The sequence below is a fragment of the Micromonospora sp. NPDC004336 genome (assembly GCF_053602615.1).
This window is the reverse complement of record NZ_JBSGDY010000142.1, coordinates 1-16,510: the sequence shown is the minus strand read 5'-3', so window position 1 is coordinate 16,510 and position 16,510 is coordinate 1. Positions and strand designations below refer to the sequence as shown.

Genomic DNA, 16,510 nt, shown 5'->3' with positions numbered 1-16,510 from the left:
CGACCCGCCAGCGTCCGAACCTGCTCGACGTGGCGGGCCGGGCGGCGGCCCGCTCCCCAGGAGGGCGGGTCGGCGGCAGGCGGGATGGCACGGCGTTGCAGTGACCCGGCAAGCTGTTTCGTCTGCAAGCGTCTCGGCGAGCAAGGGTGCTTCGCATCGCTTCGCGACGGCCCTGCGGGCCGCCCTTGGCCCCGGAGCCTCTGCGACCCCCTCGCGCCGGCTATTGCCGGCAGGCCGGGGCCTGCCCGGGTACACGCGCCGCAACCCCACCACGGCCTCATCGCAGTAGACCTGCGGGCTCTGGTCAAAGGTTCCGATTGTCAGCCCTCGTCGCGCTGCGTCGGTTGAATCCATCGTCGCAGCGCGTCGATCGTGGTTTCCGGGGACGTGTTGAAGCAGAACCTGATACCCGGCTGCATCTCATTGAGCACATTTACGAGCCGTTCGAACAGCAGGGTGTGCTCGGGTGCCATCCGCACACCTGCCCCGATCATCGCGACTCGAAACGACCCTGTGGCGGCACACTCGCGCACCTTCGCCTCGGCCGCGTCCGGTTCAGCAGGCACCTGGCACGACATGAAATTGAATCCGGCCACGCGCAGCGCAGCCTCGCCCGCCTCGATTCGTGCGGCCAGAGTCGCCTCGTCCAGTCCGGGGTACCGGCTGTAGTCGATGGTGCTCGGATGCAACCCGATCGACAGGATATCGCTCCCCTTGCTCGAATCACGGACTCCCATAGCGCTCACCATTTCTTGTCTCGATCCCACACCCAAGCAATCAGACAAAGGATCAGTGGCGGGGACACGCCGGTGCCGATCCCGCGCCCATTGATCCGGACGTCAGCGGCCCGCGGCACCGGAGCGGACGGCCACGGTCACCACGAAACGGGGCCGGTGCGGTCGAAGAACCCACCGGTCGGTCCGTCGGGGCCGATATTGGCCAGTCGTACGATTGCATCGGTCCCCTCGGTCACAGTTTGGAAACCCGAATTGTTGTTCATGTCGGTGGCGGTGTAGCCGGGATCGACCGCATTTACCTTGATGTCACTCAGTGCGCTGGCGTATTGAGTGGTGATCATATTAAGTGCCGATTTCGACGCCGGATAAGCGAGAGTGGGGGGCACTAATCCGCGCAGGTTCGGGTCGGTGATTGTGGCGACCGATCCCATTCCGCTGGACACCATCACGATCCGGGGTTGCTCGGCGGCGCGTAGCAGTGGCAGGAACGCATGTGTCACCCGGACCGGGCCGAACACGTTCACCTCGAACACCTCCCGCAGATCGAACGCCAGAGTATCGGCCGGAGCGCTGTTCGTGCCACCGATACCGGCGTTGTTTACCAATACGTCCAGCCGCCCCGCACGCGCCTTCACCTTTCCGGCAGCAGCGGTGACGGATTCATCCGAGGTCACATCGAGCGGTACGAACTCCACGTTCAACCCGTCCTCGACCAGTTCGGCCGTCGCCGCCATGCCGCGCGTCGTGTCCCGCGCGGCGAGGAACACCTGCCAGCCCAGCCCCGCGAGCCTACGTACGGTTTCGCGTCCCAGCCCTTTGTTTGCCCCGGTAACCAGAGCAATCGTCGTTGACGCCATGCCGACAGCGTCCCCGCCGCGTCTGCCGCCCGCCAGGGCTGCCCAGGCATGGGACTCGCGGTACCACCCCCAGGTATCAGTGCTGCGGCAGGATGGATGCGTGGACAGAGCCGAACTGGCGGCGGTGCTGCGTACCGCACGCGCACGGGTGAGACCGGTTGACGTCGGCCTCTCGGCCGGGCCGCGCAGACAGGTACCGGGGCTGCGCCGCGAAGAGGTCGCCCAGCTGGCGGGCCTCAGCGTCGACTACGTGGTCCGGCTCGAGCAGGGACGCGGCCCCAGACCCTCCAGCCAGGTACTCGGCGCGCTGACCAGGGCATTGCGACTCAGCGACAGCGACCGCGACCTCGTATTCCGGCTGGCCGGATCCGAGCCGCCGCAGGCCGGACGCGTCCCGATGCTGATACGTCCGAGCGTGCTGCGGCTCCTGGATCGGATGTCTGACCTGCCCGCCCTGGTGTTGTCGGCCAAGTCCGATATCCTCGCCTGGAATCCCCTTGCTGCCGCGCTCTTCGGCGATTTCTCCGAATGGCTACCCGCGCAACGCAATCTCATTCGGCAGCGCTTCCTGAGCACCGACTCGGACCGAATAACGCTGACACCGGAGGAGGAGGCGGCAACGGCCGCCCACTGCGTCGGGTGCCTGCGAACCGCCCAGGCCCGCTACCCCGGCGACCCCGACCTCAACCGCCTCATCGCCGATCTGCGCTCCGGCAGCAACCGGTTCGACGACCTGTGGCGAGCCGGGCGTTCGGGACAGTTGCGCGCCACCACAACAACCATCCAGCACCCCGAACTCGGGCCGCTCATCCTCGACTGCGACACCCTCCTTGTGCCGGAAGCCGATCAAACTCTCATTGTCTACTCGGCCGCACCCGGCACACCCGAAAGCTCGGCGCTCGACCTGCTCCGCGTCACCGGCACCGAACGATTCACCCCACTGTCTGCGCAGCAGGCAGGATGACGGTCGAGTAGCGGCTCTGGCAGCTCGTGCCCGATGCGTGCCCGATGCAGAGGTCAACATCGGCTCACGCTGGGCACGTCGACGGCCTCAACCCGAACGTTACGCATTTCTCGACCAGCCGGCGCGACTACCCACCGTGTGAATCAATCCGATTCCCAAGCTGACAGTGCGGGTTCGATTCCCGTCACCTGCTCCACGCGAAGGCCCTGGCCAGGACGCGAGTCCCAGCCGGGGCCTTCGATATTGCTCGGGCCAAGAGCACCCGGCGGGCCATTCACGGGCCACTAGTGCGGTGACCACATACGTTTGCCGGCTCTCTAGCCTCTTGGCATGGTCATGCAAGACCGGCTCGCGGTCGTTGACGGCCTGCTCGCGCTTCCTTTTCCCGGTAAGAACACGCGGAAGGGCTGCCAGTCCAGCGGGCCTGGCTTCCACGTGTATGTCCTGCAGGCCAGCCGGAGTTTCTGGGATGACCGCAGCGAGGAGATCGTCGAGGCAGCCCAGGCGGAGATCGATACCGCTTTCCAAGCGTTAGCGACCGCGCTGACGGTCCGCTGGGGCGAGCCTCAGACGGTCGATCTCGAGCCTTATCTATGGGGGGAGGATCAAGCGCCGGATCCGATGAACCAGCTTTGCCAGCTCAGTGGTGAGATGTGCGTCTGGCGGCCGCTGGACGCTGGTCGGTGGGTTGCGCTCGCCGTCGGCCAGGGCGATCCGGAGTTGCCGATTGAGTTGCTCTTGACGGTCGGTGAGGCCGATCCGCTGCGCTGATCGCCACGGTTTGAGCAGGTCAAGCGGCTTTGGAGCGTGGGCGGCCCCAGGGTTGTTGGCGTTCGCTGCGGATGCGGGCGCGTTCCCGGCGTTGGGCGGCCAGGACGTCTGGGTGGCGGGCGTTGGCGTTGCGCCAACGCAGGTACCGCTGCATCTCCCGGGCCAGGACGGTGTGGTTGGGATAGTTGGAGTTGGCCAACGTGAATGCGCGTAGGGGCCCGAACTGGGCCTCGATGGGGTTGGCCCAGGACGCCTGGGTGGGAGTGAGGCAGAGCTCGACCTTGTTGCGGGCGGCCCACGCCCGGATCCGCGGGGTCTTGTTCGCTGACAAGTTGTCCAGGATCACGTAGATCGGGGCGCCGTCGGGGCGGGCGGCGCGGATCGACTTGAGCGCGGCCAGGCTGTGGTCGCCGCCTTTGCGGCGGCGTATCACGCCCCAGAGTTGATCATCACCGAGGCTGTAGCAGCCGTGAAAGTAGCGGACGCCATGCGTTCGCGTGTAGGTCGCCGGCAGCCGGTCTGGTCTGCCGGCCAGCGCCCACCCGCTGCCGTGATGCGGGCGGATCGACAGCGGCCCGAACTGGTCGAAGGCGAAACACCGGTCCGGGAACCGGCGGGTCACCTCCTCGATGCGGTCGAGCTTGGCGTCCTTGTCCGGGTCGCGGGACTCCTTCCAGGTACGGGTGCGTTGGAAGGACACATCGTGGTGGCGCAGGATCTGCCGCAGGCGTTCCCGACCGATGAGCACCCGCCGGGCCCGGTTGGTGGCCAGGTAATCGGCGAGCTTGCGGATACTCCAATGCGTGAAGGGGCGACCCACACTCTTCGGTCGGGTCGTGGCCGTCGCGACGATGAACCGCTGGTCATCATCGCTGATCAGGCGGGGACGGCCTCCCGCCCACTGAGGGTCCAGGGCGCGTAGTCCGATCTCGTTGAACCGATGGATCACATCACGGACGGTGTCCTCATGCGCAGCAACCAGGCGGGCGATCGCCGGCACCGGGGTGCCGGATGCCGACGCCATGATGATCAACGCCCGGCGGACCCGGATCGACTCGTGCTTGCCACGCCGCACGAGCTGCTGCAGCCGGCGGCCCTCCTCATCGCTTAACCGCCGCGCCCTCACCGGCTCGGCCATCCCGACACACCTCACTCCCGACAGCGATCACGATCGCCATCGAGCCTGACCCACCCGACCCGACGCGGAGCACCCCACCCGGCGTGTCACCAACACGGCGAACCTTCTTGGTCAACGCACTAGGCACGCTTCTTACCCGCCTTCTTGCCCTTGGCCTTCGGCTTGTCCGACGGGCCGGCTGCCGCCTTCTTGGCCTTCTTCCGCTCGGCCTTCACCCTGTCGCTCACCGCCTGGGCGATGGCCCGATCCGCCTCCGAGGTGGCGTGCTGGTAGATCATGGCTGCCTGTGGCGAGTCGTGGCCCATCCGCGCCATCAGTTCCCGGGTGCTCGCCCGATGCGCGCCGCAATCGTGTTGCCGGTGTGCCGAAGATCGTGGAAGTGAAGACCCGGCACGCCGAGCTTGCCGATCGCCACCGACCAGCCGATGACCTTGTTGAGGTTGCCGCGCCAGATCGGTCACCCCGACGGCGTGGTGAAGACCAACGCCGCTGCGCGACATGTCGGCGCTGACTGGCACACTCCGCGCGTGAGCTACGACTTGGCGGTGTGGGAAGGTGATAGGCCCGCTGACAATTCCGCAGCGCTGGCGACCTTCGAGGCGCTCTACGAGAGGTACACAGGCGAGGGGCGAACGCCGCCGACCCCGCGTATTCGAGCCTATGTCGAGGCCCTTCTTGAGAGATGGATCGACCTTACTGAGGATGACGGCGACGAGCGGAGTCCGTGGTCGACGGGGCCACTGATCAGGGAGGCATCGGGACCCTTCGTCTATTTCCCGATGGTGTTCAGCCGCTGTAAAGAGGTGTCGGCCGGTGCTGCACGAATCGCAGCCGAGCGTGGCCTTGTCTGCTTCGACCCGCAGCTAGGTCTGCTTCGGCCCGCCCCTGAGGAACTGTAGCGGGCCATCCACGGGCCACAAGGTCATGCCACGAAAGGCCAAACCAGGCCGCCAGCGACCAAGCTGCCTAGGCGAAACGCCGCACCAGAGCCCGATGTTGTCCAATTCCCAAGCTGACAGTGCGGGTTCGATTCCCGTCACCCGGTTCGGAAGCGGAGAGGCCGCCGCACGGCGACCCTGACGGACCCGCTTCCGACACCTGCCAGCCGTTGGCGGAAACGCCACCGGGCGTGCGACTGCCGCCTGCGGTCAACGCTCCCCGGGCGGCGTCGGCCAGGGCGCCGGGCGCGACGGCCGGGAAACACGCGGGCCGCTAATGACCCGTTCCGGGCGGCCGGCCGCGTCACCTGCACCTGACCGTGACCAGCTGCGGGCGGTCCCCGATCCGGCACCCGTTGCTGAACCGCAGGGTCCCCGAGGCGGTCAGGGCCGCGCCCTGCCCGTCGGCGGGCGTGGCGGTCAGCGTCCACGCGTAGTCGCCGTCGGGCGCCTGCCGGCGGCGGTCGTCCTCGCCGTTCCACACCGGAGCGACGAGGCCGCGCGTCTCGCCACCGGAGAGGGTACGGACGACGGCGCCGCTCTGGGTCCTGATCACGAGCGTCCAGGAGGCGGTCGGCTTGGACAGCCACCACTTCGGGCTCCAGTGCCCCGTGCCGTTCCTGACGTGGGCCGCCGTGGGGACGACCGCGTCGAGCCGGACCAGCGGCGAGACCGGGATGCCGCTGGGCACCAGGTGGATGCCGCCGTCCTCGCCGAGGTGGGCGACGACGCCGGTGTGCGGGTCGACGTCCCAGGGACGCCACGACGCGAACGCCCCGGCGGTGCGCGACACCGCCGTGCCGCCACGGACGTCGGTGATCCTCAGCTGCCCGTCCACCTCGGACGCGACGAAGCCGTCGCCGAGCTTCGCCGACGACCAGTCGGTGCCGGTGACGAGGGTCAGGTTCGTCCGCTTGACGGTGTCGTAGACGCCCTGGGCCGACGTCGAGCCCACGCAGGTCCACAGCAGCCAGCGCCCGACGGCCTGGAGGTCCTCCAGGAGGCAGCCCCGGCCGAACCACACCTGGGTGCCCCGCTGCCCGGTCAGCACGTCCACCGGGCTCACGGCGTCGTTGCCGTCGCGCAGCCACAGGGTGGTGCCCCACAACGCCGCGACCTGGCCCGTGGTCGTGAACACGGTGCCCCCGGTGCCGAGGTCGACGACGCGGGTCTCCGCCGCCGTGCCGTCGTGCGGCAGGGTCAGGGCGGCGAAGCGACCGCCGACGGCCGCCACCGACTGGTAGGTGCGGGTGCCGTCGATCCGAACGCCCGGCATGGCCCCGGTCGGCTCCAGGAGCCGGGGCTGCCGGTCGTCGTCGGTGCGGCCGTAGCTGAGGCCCGAGACGACCGTCCGGCCGTCGCCGGTGTCGTGGAGTTCGGGGCACGCCGTGGTGTCGCAGCTCGCGGGCCCGGGGCCCCGGTCGGTACGCGCACCGGGCGTGCGGGGGCCCGTCACGCCGATCTCCCGGGTGTACAGGTGGCGGCGCTCCTCCCAGCCGTTCCTCCGCTCCAGCGTGTTGAGCCGCCCCTGGGTGAGGGTCAGCCCCGACACCGCCTGGAGCCTGCGCGGGTACGCCTCGGCGACCCGGCGGATCGTCACGCCGCCGCCGTCGGCGGCCTCGACGACGGAGATCCCCCAGCGGTCCACGTCGGGGCCGCCCTGCACCAGGAGCCGGCCGTCCGGGGTCGGCATGCCGGAGCCCGCCGACCTGGCCAGCAGAGTCTTCACCGTACGCCCGGCGAGGTCGACCGCCTCGACCCGCCAGACCGGGTCCAGGTAGTTGAAGGGGCCCATCGCGGGGTCGTGCCGGCCCACCACGAGCGTCTCGCCGACCAGGCCCAGCACCTGTGCGTCCCCGGTCAGCGGCACGGTGCGCGGGGCGGCGGTGAGGTCCGCGCGCGAGTGGACGGCGACGGCGCCGTCGTGCCACCACAGCAGGTGGGTGGAGGTGAGCACGGCCGTGCCGGTGCCCCCGTAGCTGGCGTACGGAAGCGGGACCAGCCGGCCACCCTCGACGTCGAGGAGACCGGTGCGCGACGTGCCGCCCACCCGGTACTGCACCACCTGGCCGCGCGCGTCGCCGATCGGGCCCGAGATGTCGGGCGCCGCCGTGACCCCGTCGGGGACGCCGGCCACGGCCCGACGGGTGACGGAACCGTCGTCGTGGGAGTCGAGAAGATGCCACGTGTGGTCGCCGTCCGACGGGTCCTGCGCCCTCGTCACGACGGTCGACCCCAGCGTGCTGACGTACGTGTGGCCGAGCGGGATCGCCACCGTACGCGATCGGCCGGTCGCCATGTCCCGCAGCGTGACGGCCCGGTCGGCGAGCTTCGGGCTCGCGACGACGTCCGAGCCGGCGCCGAAGTCCGGGACCGTGACCGCGTCCGTGTCGGACATGGCGAGCCCGGTGTCGACACCGGCGTAGCTCGTCCACAGGTACTCGTGCGTGGGCTCGTGCCGGAGGAACCCCGAGGGGCCGGCGCTCAGCAGCCGCGTCTGGGGGGAGTGGACGTACGCGGCCGGGACGACCACCTCGCCCGGGACCGGTTCGGCGCTCGCGGTGCCCGTCGTCAGCGGGACCAGGCCCACGGCGAGTGCGAACGACACGGCGCCGGCGACACCGGCGCGGCTCAGCGAGCCTCGGACCACGCTCGTCCTCCCTGCGGGACACAAGATGAAGGCTCCGGCCCGAGCCGGACGCGTCTCGCTGGCAGGCTGTTCCCGCGGCACGCCGCGCGGTGGCAGGTCGCGACCCGGCGACCCGCGTCCGAGAGCCTCAGACGAGTTGCCGGAGCTTAGCAGCCGACGCCGACTCCGCGAGCACCGAAGATCGACGTGGGGATCGACGCGGTGCCGGGGCCGCGCGGGCGACCCGGCCGCCGCGCCGGCACCGCGTCCGTCCGGACGTCGACCCAGGCCAAGGCCCAGTCAACCGGCGGCCGTGCTGGACCTCGGCAGTGACCTCGCTCTGCTCGTATTCGCCGCCGTCCCCGACGATCAGGTTGTCGATGTGCCGCGCGGTGAGCGGCTGGGTGTAGAGGGCGAAGAGCGCGGGCGACAGGTCGACATACAGCAAGGGCCTCGCGCGGGTCGGCGCCCGGGCCGGTGGTGGCCGCTAGGCTGGCGATCATGCGGATTGGCATCGTGATCCTCCCCGACCAGCGCTGGTCCGACTCGCGCCGCCGCTGGGCGCAGGCCGAGGAGTGGGGCTTCGACCACGCCTGGACGTACGACCACCTGGGCTGGCGCGACCTGGTCGACGGGCCGTGGTTCGACTCGGTGACCACGCTGACCGCCGCCGCGACGGCGACCTCCCGCATCCGCCTCGGGACGCTGGTCGCCTCGCCCAACTTCCGCCACCCGGCGGCGTTCGCCCGGCAGGTCACCGCGCTCGACGACGTCTCCGACGGGCGGCTGCTGCTCGGCCTCGGCGCGGGCGGCATCGGCTTCGACGCGGCGGTGCTCGGCGGGGAGACGCTGCCGCCGCGCCAGCGGGTGGACCGGTACGCCGAGTTCACCGAACTGCTCGACCTGATCCTGCGCGAGGACGGCACGACCTGGCGGGGCGACTGGTTCGCGGCGGTGGACGCGCGGAACAACCCGGGCTGCGTCCAGACGCCCCGGGTGCCGTTCGTGATGGCCGCCAACGGGCCCCGGTCGATGCGGCTGGTCGTGCGGTTCGGGCAGGGCTGGGTCACCACCGGGCCCGGCGGCGACGACCTGGAGAGCTGGTGGGACGGGGTGGCCGAGCTGTCCGCCCGGCTGGACAAGACGCTCGCCGCGGCCGGCCGCGACCCGGGCACCCTGGACCGCTACCTCTCGCTCGACTCGGCGCCGGCCTTCTCGCTGCGCAGCGCCCAGTTCTTCGCCGACCAGGTCGGCCGGGCCGCCGCCCTCGGCTTCACCGACGTGGTCACGCACTGGCCCCGGGCCAGCAGCTGGTACGCCGGCGACGAGGCCGTCCTGGTGGACGTGGCGACCCGCCTGCTGCCGGAGCTGCGCCGGAGCTGAGCGGTCGCCGCCCGGCTGCGCCCCTTCGCCCGGCCGGCGCGCCGGCGCTCGCTCAGGTGCCGAGGTCCCCGGTGGTGATGCCGCCGTCGCCGGCGGAGACCAGCCGGAACCGGATGCAGACCACCTCGCTGTCGTCGGTGACGGGGGTGCCGACCCGCGCCCAGTACGCCGCGTGCCCCTCGCGCCACTCCTCGATCGAGCGGTCGCCCTCCCCCTCGGAGCGGGCGAAGTCCCACGGCACGTCGGCGAAGCGGACCACCTCGACGCCGGTGACCTCGACGACGCCGACCAGCGCGTCCTCGTCGTCCACCAGGACCAGCCGCTCGCCGACGTGCTCCAGCTCCTCGCCCTCCTGGGCGTACTCGGTGGTCAGGCCCGCGGTCGCCGTCTTCACCCCGGCGAGCACCAGGGTGTTCAGTCGCGTCCGCAGCTCACCGGGAGTGCCGAGGGCGAGGGTGCGCAGTCCACCGATCCGAGGCCACATCCTGCCGACGCTACCGCCGGCGTCGGTCCCGCGCCTGCGCATTCGGCCCCCGCCGACAGCTCCGCCCGGCGGTACGGCCGGCCTGCCGACGGCCAGGAGGCGCGGCCCGGGCAGGCGGTCGGCCGGGTCCGCCCGGCCGCCGGGGATTCCGTGCCGGTCACGTCAGGTCGGCGCCGCTGACCAGCCCCCGGATCCGCAGCTCGGCGGCGACCGCCGGCGGGCAGTCGAGCACCACGGCGGCGGTGCCGACGGGCTCGGCGCCCCGCGCGGCACAGATCTCGTAGAGCGCGCGGACCTGGGCCCCCGTGGCGACCCAGTCGTCCACCACCAGCACCCGGTCGCCCCGGTCGAGGCCGTGCTCCCGGACGGCCAGGTCCACCCGCCGCCCCCGGAAGTCGGGCGGGCTCTGCGCCCAGGTCAGCGGCCCGGCGGGCAACCGGCCGTCGCCCGGCTTGTGCGCCGGGACGAAGCCCACCCCGAGGGCCGTGGCGGCGAGCGGGCCGAGCAGGAACCCCGTCACCGCGGGCGAGACGACGACCGTGGGCCGGGCGGCCCGGAACGGCTCCACCAGGGCCGGCCCCAGCCGGGCGAGCACCTGCGGGTCCCGCCACCAGCCGGAGACGTCGCTGACCAGGTGGCTGGCGCCGGGGCCGGGGTCGATCCACCGGACCAGCTCGGCCAGGCGTCCGCTCAGCTCGGAGGACATGTGGACCATCCTGCGCCAGCCGCCCGCGCCCGTCGCGTACCCGGGCCGCCCGGCCGACGGCGGGTCGGATGATCGGGTACACGTATCGCCGCAATTACGGGCATACCACCATGATCACGTTGACTTCGGAAGTGCTTCTCTCGTTACGGTCCGACCCGATTTGTTCGAAGACGAAAGGACCGACCGGTGGCTGGCAGGCACTCCCGTACCCGCATGTTCTCCTCGCCGGCCGGCATCGCGGCCACGGCTGCGGTCGGGGTCGCCCTCGCCGTCGGCGGCACCGTGGGCGCAGTCCAGCTGACCTCCGGCTCGGACGCCGCCCGGCCGGTCGCCGTCGACCTCTCGCCCACCGGCACGCCGAGCAGCGCGGCCCCCAGCTCGCCGGCCGCCTCGCCGACCGCCAGCGCGTCGCCGAGCGCGACCGCCAGCCCGAAGGCCAGCCGGTCCACCCAGGCGCCCTCGCGGAGCAAGCCGCGCACCGCCGCGCCGAAGCCCACCGCGACGAAGAAGACCAGCACCGCCCGCCCGGTGGTGGACAGCGGCTCGTGCGGCGCCTCGTTCTACTCCGAGGGGCAGCTCACCGCCAACGGTGAGTACTTCGACCCGTCCGCGCTGACCGCCGCACACAAGACCCTGCCGTTCGACACGAAGGTGCGGGTGACCAACCCGGCCAACGGCAAATCCGTGACGGTACGGATCAACGACCGCGGCCCGTTCATCGAGGGACGCTGCCTGGACCTGTCCCGCGCCGCGTTCGCCGAGATCGCCTCCCTCGACGCCGGCCACGTCGAGGTCCGCTACGAGGTGCTCGGCTGAGCCCGCTCCGGCTGGCGATCGGCCCGGCCGGGCGACCCGCGCGGCCAGAACATCCTCGGACGACGGGCCAGGTTCATTCACCGGTTCACGTCCATCAGGCATGCTGTCCCTCGTACGCACGAAACCCTTCCAGTCGGGCCGCGGCCCGCTGAGCCCCGGATCCCGCGCCGGCCTCGGCGCGGCCGTCGTCCTGCTCGCGCTCGTCTCGGCCGTGGAACTGGCCGACGGGCCGCCGGCGAACTACATCGCGCTCATGGTCGCCGCGCCCTTCCTCGCCGCCGCGCTGGCGTCGTGGCGGATCGTCCTCGGGGTGGGTGCCGCCGCCACGGCGCTCGGGGCGGGCTTCGCCCTCGGCGAGCCGACCGTGGCGCTCTCCACCGCGATCGCCGTCACCTGCATCGCGCTGGGCACCGGGATCGCGGCGGTCACGGCGGGGGTACGGCAGCGGCAGGCCGAACGGATCGCGGAGCTGTCCCGGCTCGCGGCGGTGGCGCAGCAGGCCGTGCTGCGGCCGCTCGGGCCCCAGGTCGGCAGTCTCTCGGTGGCGGCCCGCTACATCTCCTCCACCGCCACGGCCGAGATCGGCGGCGACCTGTACGAGGCGATCGACACGCCGTACGGGGTGCGCATGATCATCGGCGACGTGCGGGGCAAGGGGCTGGACGCGGTCCGGCTGGCGAGCATCGTGCTGGGCTCCTACCGGCACGTGGCGTACGAGCGGGCCGACCTGCGGGCGATCGTGACCGACCTGGACCGGGCGGTGGCCCGCAGCGTGGGTGACGAGGACTTCGTCACCGCCGCGCTGGTCGAGGAGCGGGGCGGGACGCTGACGATCGTCAACTGCGGCCACCCGTCGCCGCTGCTGCTGCGCCGGGGCGCCGTCATCCCGCTCGAGCCGCCGGCGCCCGCCCCGCCGCTGGGCTTCATGCCGGTCGTCCGCCCGCGCGTCGAGCGGCTGGAACCCGGCGACCGGTTGCTGCTCTTCACCGACGGGCTCGGCGAGGCGCGCCGGGACGGAGAGTTCTTCCCGACCGCCGACCGGGCCTGGCGGCTGCTCGGTCACGGCACCGTCGCCGACGGGCTCGCCTCGCTGGAGACCGCTCTCGTCGAGTGGGTGCACGGCCGCCTCGACGACGACATCGCCCTGGTCCTGATGGAGTACACGGGATCGCGCGAAGGCGCGACCGCGGTCGTTCCGAGCTGGGAGGTCGGCGCGGCCGAGGGCTGAGCCCGCCGGGGCCGCCGTGCGGGCGCGGGCTGAGCCCGCCGGGGTCGCCGTGCGGGCGCGGGCGGCCCTTCGCAACCCGAACGGGAAGTGTGTAATCGCCGTCACTTCGGTGATCGGCTTGTCGCTGCCTACCCAACGGTAATACAGTCTGGAGTTACTGATCGGTAACACCTGTCCGGAAGCGGGGCCAGCGAGCATGACCCACTACAAGAGCAACCTTCGGGACCTCGAGTTCAACCTCTTCGAGGTCTTCGGGGCGGACCAGGCGTTCAGCCAGGCGCCGTACACGGACCTGGACGTCGACACCGCGCGCGACATCCTCGCCGAGGTCGACCGCCTCGCCCGCGAGGATCTGGCCGCCAGCTACACGGACAGCGACCGCAACCCGCCGGTCTTCGACCCGGCCACGCACACCGCGCCGCTGCCGGAGTCGTTCAAGAAGTCCTACCGCGCGTACATGAACTCCGAGTTCTGGCGGCTGGAGCTCCCGACCGAGCTGGACGGCAGCAACGCGCCCCGGGCGCTGGTCTGGTCCCTCGCCGAGCTGATCGTCGGCTCCAACGCCGCCATCTGGATGTACGCCTCCGGCCCGTCCTTCGCGCACGTGCTCCAGGTCGAGGGCACCGAGCAACAGAAGAAGTGGGCGAAGCTCTTCGTCGACAAGCAGTGGGGCTCCACGATGGTGCTCACCGAGCCGGACGCCGGCTCGGACGTGGGCGCCGGCCGGGCCCGCGCCATCCCGCAGCCCGACGGCTCCTGGCACATCGAGGGCGTGAAGCGCTTCATCACGTCCGCCGAGCACGACCTGACCGACAACATCGTCCACTACGTGCTGGCCCGCCCGGTCGGCGTCGAGGGTGTCGGCGGCCCGGGCACCAAGGGCCTGTCCCTCTTCGTGGTGCCGAAGTACCACTTCGACGAGAACACCGGCGAGCTGGGCGAGCGCAACGGGGTCTTCGCCACGAACGTCGAGCACAAGATGGGCCTGAAGGTCTCCAACACCTGCGAGCTGACCTTCGGCGAGCACGGCGTACCGGCCAAGGGCTGGCTGCTGGGCGAGAAGCACGAGGGCATCCGGCAGATGTTCATGATCATCGAGAGCGCCCGGATGATGGTCGGCACCAAGGCCATCGCCACCCTCTCGACCGGCTACCTGAACGCCCTCGAGTACGCCAAGAGCCGGGTGCAGGGCGCCGACCTGACCCAGATGGCGGACAAGACCGCGCCGCGCGTCACGATCACCCACCACCCGGACGTGCGCCGCTCGCTGATGCTGCAGAAGTCGTACGCCGAGGGCCTGCGCGCCCTGGTCTGCTACACCGCCACCTGGCAGGACAAGGTCGCCATCGCCGAGGCGGCGGGCGACGAGAAGGCGACCAAGCTCGCCAAGCGGGTCAACGACCTGCTCCTCCCGCTGGTCAAGGGCGTCGGTTCGGAGCGGGCGTACGAGCTGCTCGGCCACGAGTCGCTGCAGACCTTCGGCGGCTCCGGCTTCCTCCAGGACTACCCGCTGGAGCAGTACGTCCGGGACGCCAAGATCGACACCCTGTACGAGGGCACCACCGCGATCCAGAGCCTCGACCTGATCTTCCGCAAGATCGTTCGGGACAACGGCAAGGCCCTGATGGCGGTCGCCGGCGAGATCCAGGAGCACATCGCCTCCGAGGCCGGCAACGGCCAGCTCAAGGAGGAGCGGCAGGCGCTCGGCAAGGCGCTCGCCGAGATCCAGAACATGATCGGCGTGATGACCGGCTGGCTGGGCGAGGCGCAGGGCGGCGACGCGCGGGCGCTCTACAAGGTCGGCCTGAGCAGCCGCCGGTTCCTGCTGGCGATCGGCGACCTGGTCGTCGGCTGGCTGCTCCAGAAGCAGGCCGACGTGGCCCTCAAGGCCCTGGCCGGCGAGGTCTCCGCGGCCGACAAGGCGTTCTACACCGGCAAGGTGGCCGCCGCCCGGTTCTTCGCCCGCGAGGTGCTGCCCCGCATCGGCGCCGACCGGCGGATCATCGAGGGCACCGACCTGGACATCATGGACCTCCCGGAGGAGGCCTTCTGAGCTACGCCGTAGCGCGCCACGGCGCGACGGCGATGCCGGGGACCACCCGGCTCTGACTCGGCAGCGACGGCCGGTGGGCGACAGCCCGCCGGCCGTCGTCGGTGTCCCCGTCAAGGAAGTTTGACCGTTTTCCTCCTCCGGTGGCGGTCACTCCGTGCAGTCGCGGTGGGGCCCCTGGCGCTCCGGAAGGACGGCGGCCGGCCAGCTGGGCGGGTGGGTCCGGGCCGCTATTCGGGGACCACATCCGGGTAGCCGGGCAGCGTGGCGGGTAACCGTCGCGGGACCACGTCAGAGAACGCCCAGAGCCACCGCACGGGGGAGTGCAGCGCACATGGGCATTGGTAGCGGGATCTTCCTGATCGCGATCGGCGCGATCCTCACCTTCGCCATCAGGGCCAACGTCTGGTGGGTCGACCTGCGCGCGGTCGGCTGGGTGTTCATCCTGGCCGGGCTCGCGGTGCTGCTGACCACGCTCTGGTTCTGGCAGGACCGCCGCAAGCGGGCGCGGACACTGATCGTGGAGGAGAACCGGCTCTCGCATCCCACCGCGATGATGCCGCCGCCGCCCGACCCGCCGCCGCCGACGGCACCACCGTCCTGAGCCGCTGACCCGGCCGGCCGACGGTACGCGGCCACTGGGCCATCCGCCGAAGCTCCGGGCGGATGGCCCAGCGGCGTGCGACCTGCCGTACGGGCGGGCTCAGCCGCGGGCGGTGTACCGGGCGGTGATCGGTGCCCCTCCCCGGCCCAGGTCGGCCCAGTCGCCCTCGGGCCGGTGTACGACGACGTCGCTGGTGCGTAGCCCGTCCTGGTCCGCCCGCACCGGGTCGAGCAGGGCGGAGAGCAGCGAGATGCCCGGGTTGTGGGCGATCAGCAGCACCGTGCGGGCGGCCGGGTCGACCCTCCTGACCAGCGCCAACAGGTCCTCGGGACGGGCCTCGTACGCGTCCGTCTCGTACCGCACGACGGGGGCCGGGCCGGCCGAGCCGCCCTCGGGCGGCGACCCGGTCATGCCCATCGCCACGCCGTGCCAGGTCTCCCGCGTGCGCCGGGCGGCCGAGCAGATCACCACGTCGGGCAGCAGCTTGTGCTTGGCCAGCCAGGCGCCGGCCGCCGCCGCGTCGGCGTGACCCCGGGTCGCCAGCGGGCGCCCTACGTCCGGCGCGTCTCCCGGCGGCTCGGCCTTGGCGTGCCGGATCAGCACCAGTGTCCGTCCCTCGGCGTGAGCGTCCGTCATGTGCCCAGCTTGCCCGATTGACGATCAGAGCGCCTGGGTAAGTCGATGGATGCCGCACCCTCATCGATGGCCGCGGCGGAGGCAGACGCCAGGGACAGCCGAGGAGGCGACGACATGGGTTTTGGTGGCAGTATCTTCCTGATCGCGCTGGGTGCGATCTTCGCGTTCGCGGTGGAGGCGGATCTGGGCTGGCTCAACCTGGCCGTCGTCGGCTGGGTGCTGATGCTCGCCGGCCTGGCCGGCCTGCTGGTCACGCTCCACTTCTGGAACACCCGCCGGCGCACCGTCGTCGCCCGGCCGGTCGCCGAGGACCGGGTCGTCGCCGAGCGGGTCGTGCCCGTGCAGGACGACCGGGTCGTCGAGGAGTACCGCGAGGTGCGCCGGCCGCGCCGCACGGTCTGACGTTCCGACACCGTTCCGACCCGGGGGCTCCGCAGCGTGGCGGGGCCCCCGTCACGTGCGCGGCGTGCGACGACTCGGTGCTGGACGGCCGGCGGGTGACGGCCTGACCCACCCCGGCCCGACCCGGCCCGACCCGGCCCGACCCGGCCCGACCCGGCCCGACCCGG

Annotated in this window: 17 protein-coding genes; 9 read left to right on the top strand and 8 right to left on the bottom strand. The window is 71.5% G+C overall.

The annotated features are described in order from the left end of the window. Nucleotides 1-320 precede the first annotated feature (320 nt). Together ACWENR_RS23810 and ACWENR_RS23805 are read right to left on the bottom strand one after the other, a co-directional pair. Entirely contained in the window at nucleotides 321-737 is a 417-nt protein-coding gene (locus tag ACWENR_RS23810) for a hypothetical protein (RefSeq protein ID WP_452279184.1), read from the bottom strand. A 137-nt stretch (nucleotides 738-874) separates the two neighbouring features. Further along, nucleotides 875-1,594 (bottom strand): SDR family oxidoreductase, encoded by a 720-nt coding sequence (locus ACWENR_RS23805; RefSeq protein WP_452279183.1) that lies wholly within the window; start codon nucleotides 1,592-1,594, stop codon nucleotides 875-877. Between the two features lie 100 nt (nucleotides 1,595-1,694). Between ACWENR_RS23805 and ACWENR_RS23800 the strand changes: the two genes are divergently transcribed. Next, the gene (locus tag ACWENR_RS23800) at nucleotides 1,695-2,558 is read left to right on the top strand and encodes a helix-turn-helix transcriptional regulator (protein ID WP_452279182.1); all 864 of its coding nucleotides are present in this window, start codon (nucleotides 1,695-1,697) and stop codon (nucleotides 2,556-2,558) included. Between the two features lie 330 nt (nucleotides 2,559-2,888). Beyond that, nucleotides 2,889-3,329: a hypothetical protein gene (locus ACWENR_RS23795; protein WP_452279181.1), complete on the top strand. Its 441-nt coding sequence runs from the start codon at nucleotides 2,889-2,891 to the stop codon at nucleotides 3,327-3,329. Nucleotides 3,330-3,348: 19 nt separating this feature from the next. Here the strand turns inward: ACWENR_RS23795 and ACWENR_RS23790 are convergent, their stop codons facing one another. Beyond that, complete coding sequence (locus tag ACWENR_RS23790; RefSeq protein WP_452279180.1) at nucleotides 3,349-4,467, bottom strand: IS630 family transposase; 1,119 nt, start codon at nucleotides 4,465-4,467, stop codon at nucleotides 3,349-3,351. Between the two features lie 119 nt (nucleotides 4,468-4,586). Continuing rightward, nucleotides 4,587-4,928, bottom strand: coding sequence for a hypothetical protein (locus ACWENR_RS23785; protein ID WP_452279179.1), 342 nt, complete (start codon nucleotides 4,926-4,928; stop codon nucleotides 4,587-4,589). A gap of 66 nt (nucleotides 4,929-4,994) precedes the next feature. Between ACWENR_RS23785 and ACWENR_RS23780 the strand changes: the two genes are divergently transcribed. Continuing rightward, nucleotides 4,995-5,366 carry a hypothetical protein gene (locus ACWENR_RS23780; protein ID WP_452279178.1) on the top strand — a complete coding sequence of 124 codons (372 nt, stop codon included), beginning with the start codon at nucleotides 4,995-4,997 and terminating at the stop codon, nucleotides 5,364-5,366. 343 nt (nucleotides 5,367-5,709) lie between these two features. Here ACWENR_RS23780 and ACWENR_RS23775 read toward each other — a convergent pair whose 3' ends face one another. Next, on the bottom strand, nucleotides 5,710-8,055 hold the full coding sequence (locus ACWENR_RS23775; RefSeq protein ID WP_452279177.1) for a FlgD immunoglobulin-like domain containing protein: 2,346 nt from the start codon (nucleotides 8,053-8,055) through the stop codon (nucleotides 5,710-5,712). A gap of 480 nt (nucleotides 8,056-8,535) precedes the next feature. On the opposite strand from ACWENR_RS23775, the gene ACWENR_RS23770 reads away from it, so the two are divergent. After that, nucleotides 8,536-9,417, top strand: a complete 882-nt coding sequence (locus tag ACWENR_RS23770; protein ID WP_452279176.1) for an LLM class flavin-dependent oxidoreductase — start codon at nucleotides 8,536-8,538, stop codon at nucleotides 9,415-9,417. A gap of 52 nt (nucleotides 9,418-9,469) precedes the next feature. Here the strand turns inward: ACWENR_RS23770 and ACWENR_RS23765 are convergent, their stop codons facing one another. After that, nucleotides 9,470-9,901 (bottom strand): ASCH domain-containing protein, encoded by a 432-nt coding sequence (locus ACWENR_RS23765; protein WP_452279175.1) that lies wholly within the window; start codon nucleotides 9,899-9,901, stop codon nucleotides 9,470-9,472. A 157-nt stretch (nucleotides 9,902-10,058) separates the two neighbouring features. Then, a complete protein-coding gene (locus ACWENR_RS23760; protein ID WP_452279174.1) occupies nucleotides 10,059-10,607 on the bottom strand; it encodes a phosphoribosyltransferase family protein in 549 nt (182 codons plus the stop codon). A 186-nt stretch (nucleotides 10,608-10,793) separates the two neighbouring features. Here ACWENR_RS23760 and ACWENR_RS23755 point away from each other — a divergent pair, with 186 nt between their 5' ends. The 4 genes from ACWENR_RS23755 to ACWENR_RS23740 all read left to right on the top strand — a co-directional run bounded on the left by ACWENR_RS23755 (nucleotide 10,794) and on the right by ACWENR_RS23740 (nucleotide 15,305). After that, nucleotides 10,794-11,423 (top strand): septal ring lytic transglycosylase RlpA family protein, encoded by a 630-nt coding sequence (locus ACWENR_RS23755; RefSeq protein WP_452279173.1) that lies wholly within the window; start codon nucleotides 10,794-10,796, stop codon nucleotides 11,421-11,423. Between the two features lie 100 nt (nucleotides 11,424-11,523). After that, entirely contained in the window at nucleotides 11,524-12,651 is a 1,128-nt protein-coding gene (locus tag ACWENR_RS23750) for a PP2C family protein-serine/threonine phosphatase (RefSeq protein ID WP_452279172.1), read from the top strand. Between the two features lie 196 nt (nucleotides 12,652-12,847). Beyond that, nucleotides 12,848-14,704: an acyl-CoA dehydrogenase gene (locus ACWENR_RS23745; protein ID WP_452279171.1), complete on the top strand. Its 1,857-nt coding sequence runs from the start codon at nucleotides 12,848-12,850 to the stop codon at nucleotides 14,702-14,704. A 331-nt stretch (nucleotides 14,705-15,035) separates the two neighbouring features. After that, nucleotides 15,036-15,305 carry a DUF6458 family protein gene (locus tag ACWENR_RS23740; protein ID WP_043961115.1) on the top strand — a complete coding sequence of 90 codons (270 nt, stop codon included), beginning with the start codon at nucleotides 15,036-15,038 and terminating at the stop codon, nucleotides 15,303-15,305. A 99-nt stretch (nucleotides 15,306-15,404) separates the two neighbouring features. Here the strand turns inward: ACWENR_RS23740 and ACWENR_RS23735 are convergent, their stop codons facing one another. After that, nucleotides 15,405-15,941 (bottom strand): SixA phosphatase family protein, encoded by a 537-nt coding sequence (locus ACWENR_RS23735; protein WP_452279170.1) that lies wholly within the window; start codon nucleotides 15,939-15,941, stop codon nucleotides 15,405-15,407. Nucleotides 15,942-16,055: 114 nt separating this feature from the next. Here ACWENR_RS23735 and ACWENR_RS23730 point away from each other — a divergent pair, with 114 nt between their 5' ends. Beyond that, a complete protein-coding gene (locus tag ACWENR_RS23730) occupies nucleotides 16,056-16,343 on the top strand; it encodes a DUF6458 family protein (protein ID WP_350702267.1) in 288 nt (95 codons plus the stop codon). Nucleotides 16,344-16,510: the final 167 nt, after the last annotated feature.

Bases quoted from the DNA above. Each gene is read 5' to 3' on its own strand.
- ACWENR_RS23765 (WP_452279175.1), bottom strand. From the start codon at position 9,901: ATGTGGCCTCGGATCGGTGGACTGCGCACCCTCGCCCTCGGCACTCCC.
- ACWENR_RS23730 (WP_350702267.1), top strand. From the start codon at position 16,056: ATGGGTTTTGGTGGCAGTATCTTCCTGATCGCGCTGGGTGCGATCTTC.
- ACWENR_RS23810 (WP_452279184.1), bottom strand. From the start codon at position 737: ATGGGAGTCCGTGATTCGAGCAAGGGGAGCGATATCCTGTCGATCGGG.
- ACWENR_RS23740 (WP_043961115.1), top strand. From the start codon at position 15,036: ATGGGCATTGGTAGCGGGATCTTCCTGATCGCGATCGGCGCGATCCTC.
- ACWENR_RS23735 (WP_452279170.1), bottom strand. From the start codon at position 15,941: ATGACGGACGCTCACGCCGAGGGACGGACACTGGTGCTGATCCGGCAC.
- ACWENR_RS23745 (WP_452279171.1), top strand. From the start codon at position 12,848: ATGACCCACTACAAGAGCAACCTTCGGGACCTCGAGTTCAACCTCTTC.
- ACWENR_RS23750 (WP_452279172.1), top strand. From the start codon at position 11,524: ATGCTGTCCCTCGTACGCACGAAACCCTTCCAGTCGGGCCGCGGCCCG.
- ACWENR_RS23795 (WP_452279181.1), top strand. From the start codon at position 2,889: ATGGTCATGCAAGACCGGCTCGCGGTCGTTGACGGCCTGCTCGCGCTT.
- ACWENR_RS23770 (WP_452279176.1), top strand. From the start codon at position 8,536: ATGCGGATTGGCATCGTGATCCTCCCCGACCAGCGCTGGTCCGACTCG.
- ACWENR_RS23790 (WP_452279180.1), bottom strand. From the start codon at position 4,467: ATGGCCGAGCCGGTGAGGGCGCGGCGGTTAAGCGATGAGGAGGGCCGC.
- ACWENR_RS23760 (WP_452279174.1), bottom strand. From the start codon at position 10,607: ATGTCCTCCGAGCTGAGCGGACGCCTGGCCGAGCTGGTCCGGTGGATC.
- ACWENR_RS23805 (WP_452279183.1), bottom strand. From the start codon at position 1,594: ATGGCGTCAACGACGATTGCTCTGGTTACCGGGGCAAACAAAGGGCTG.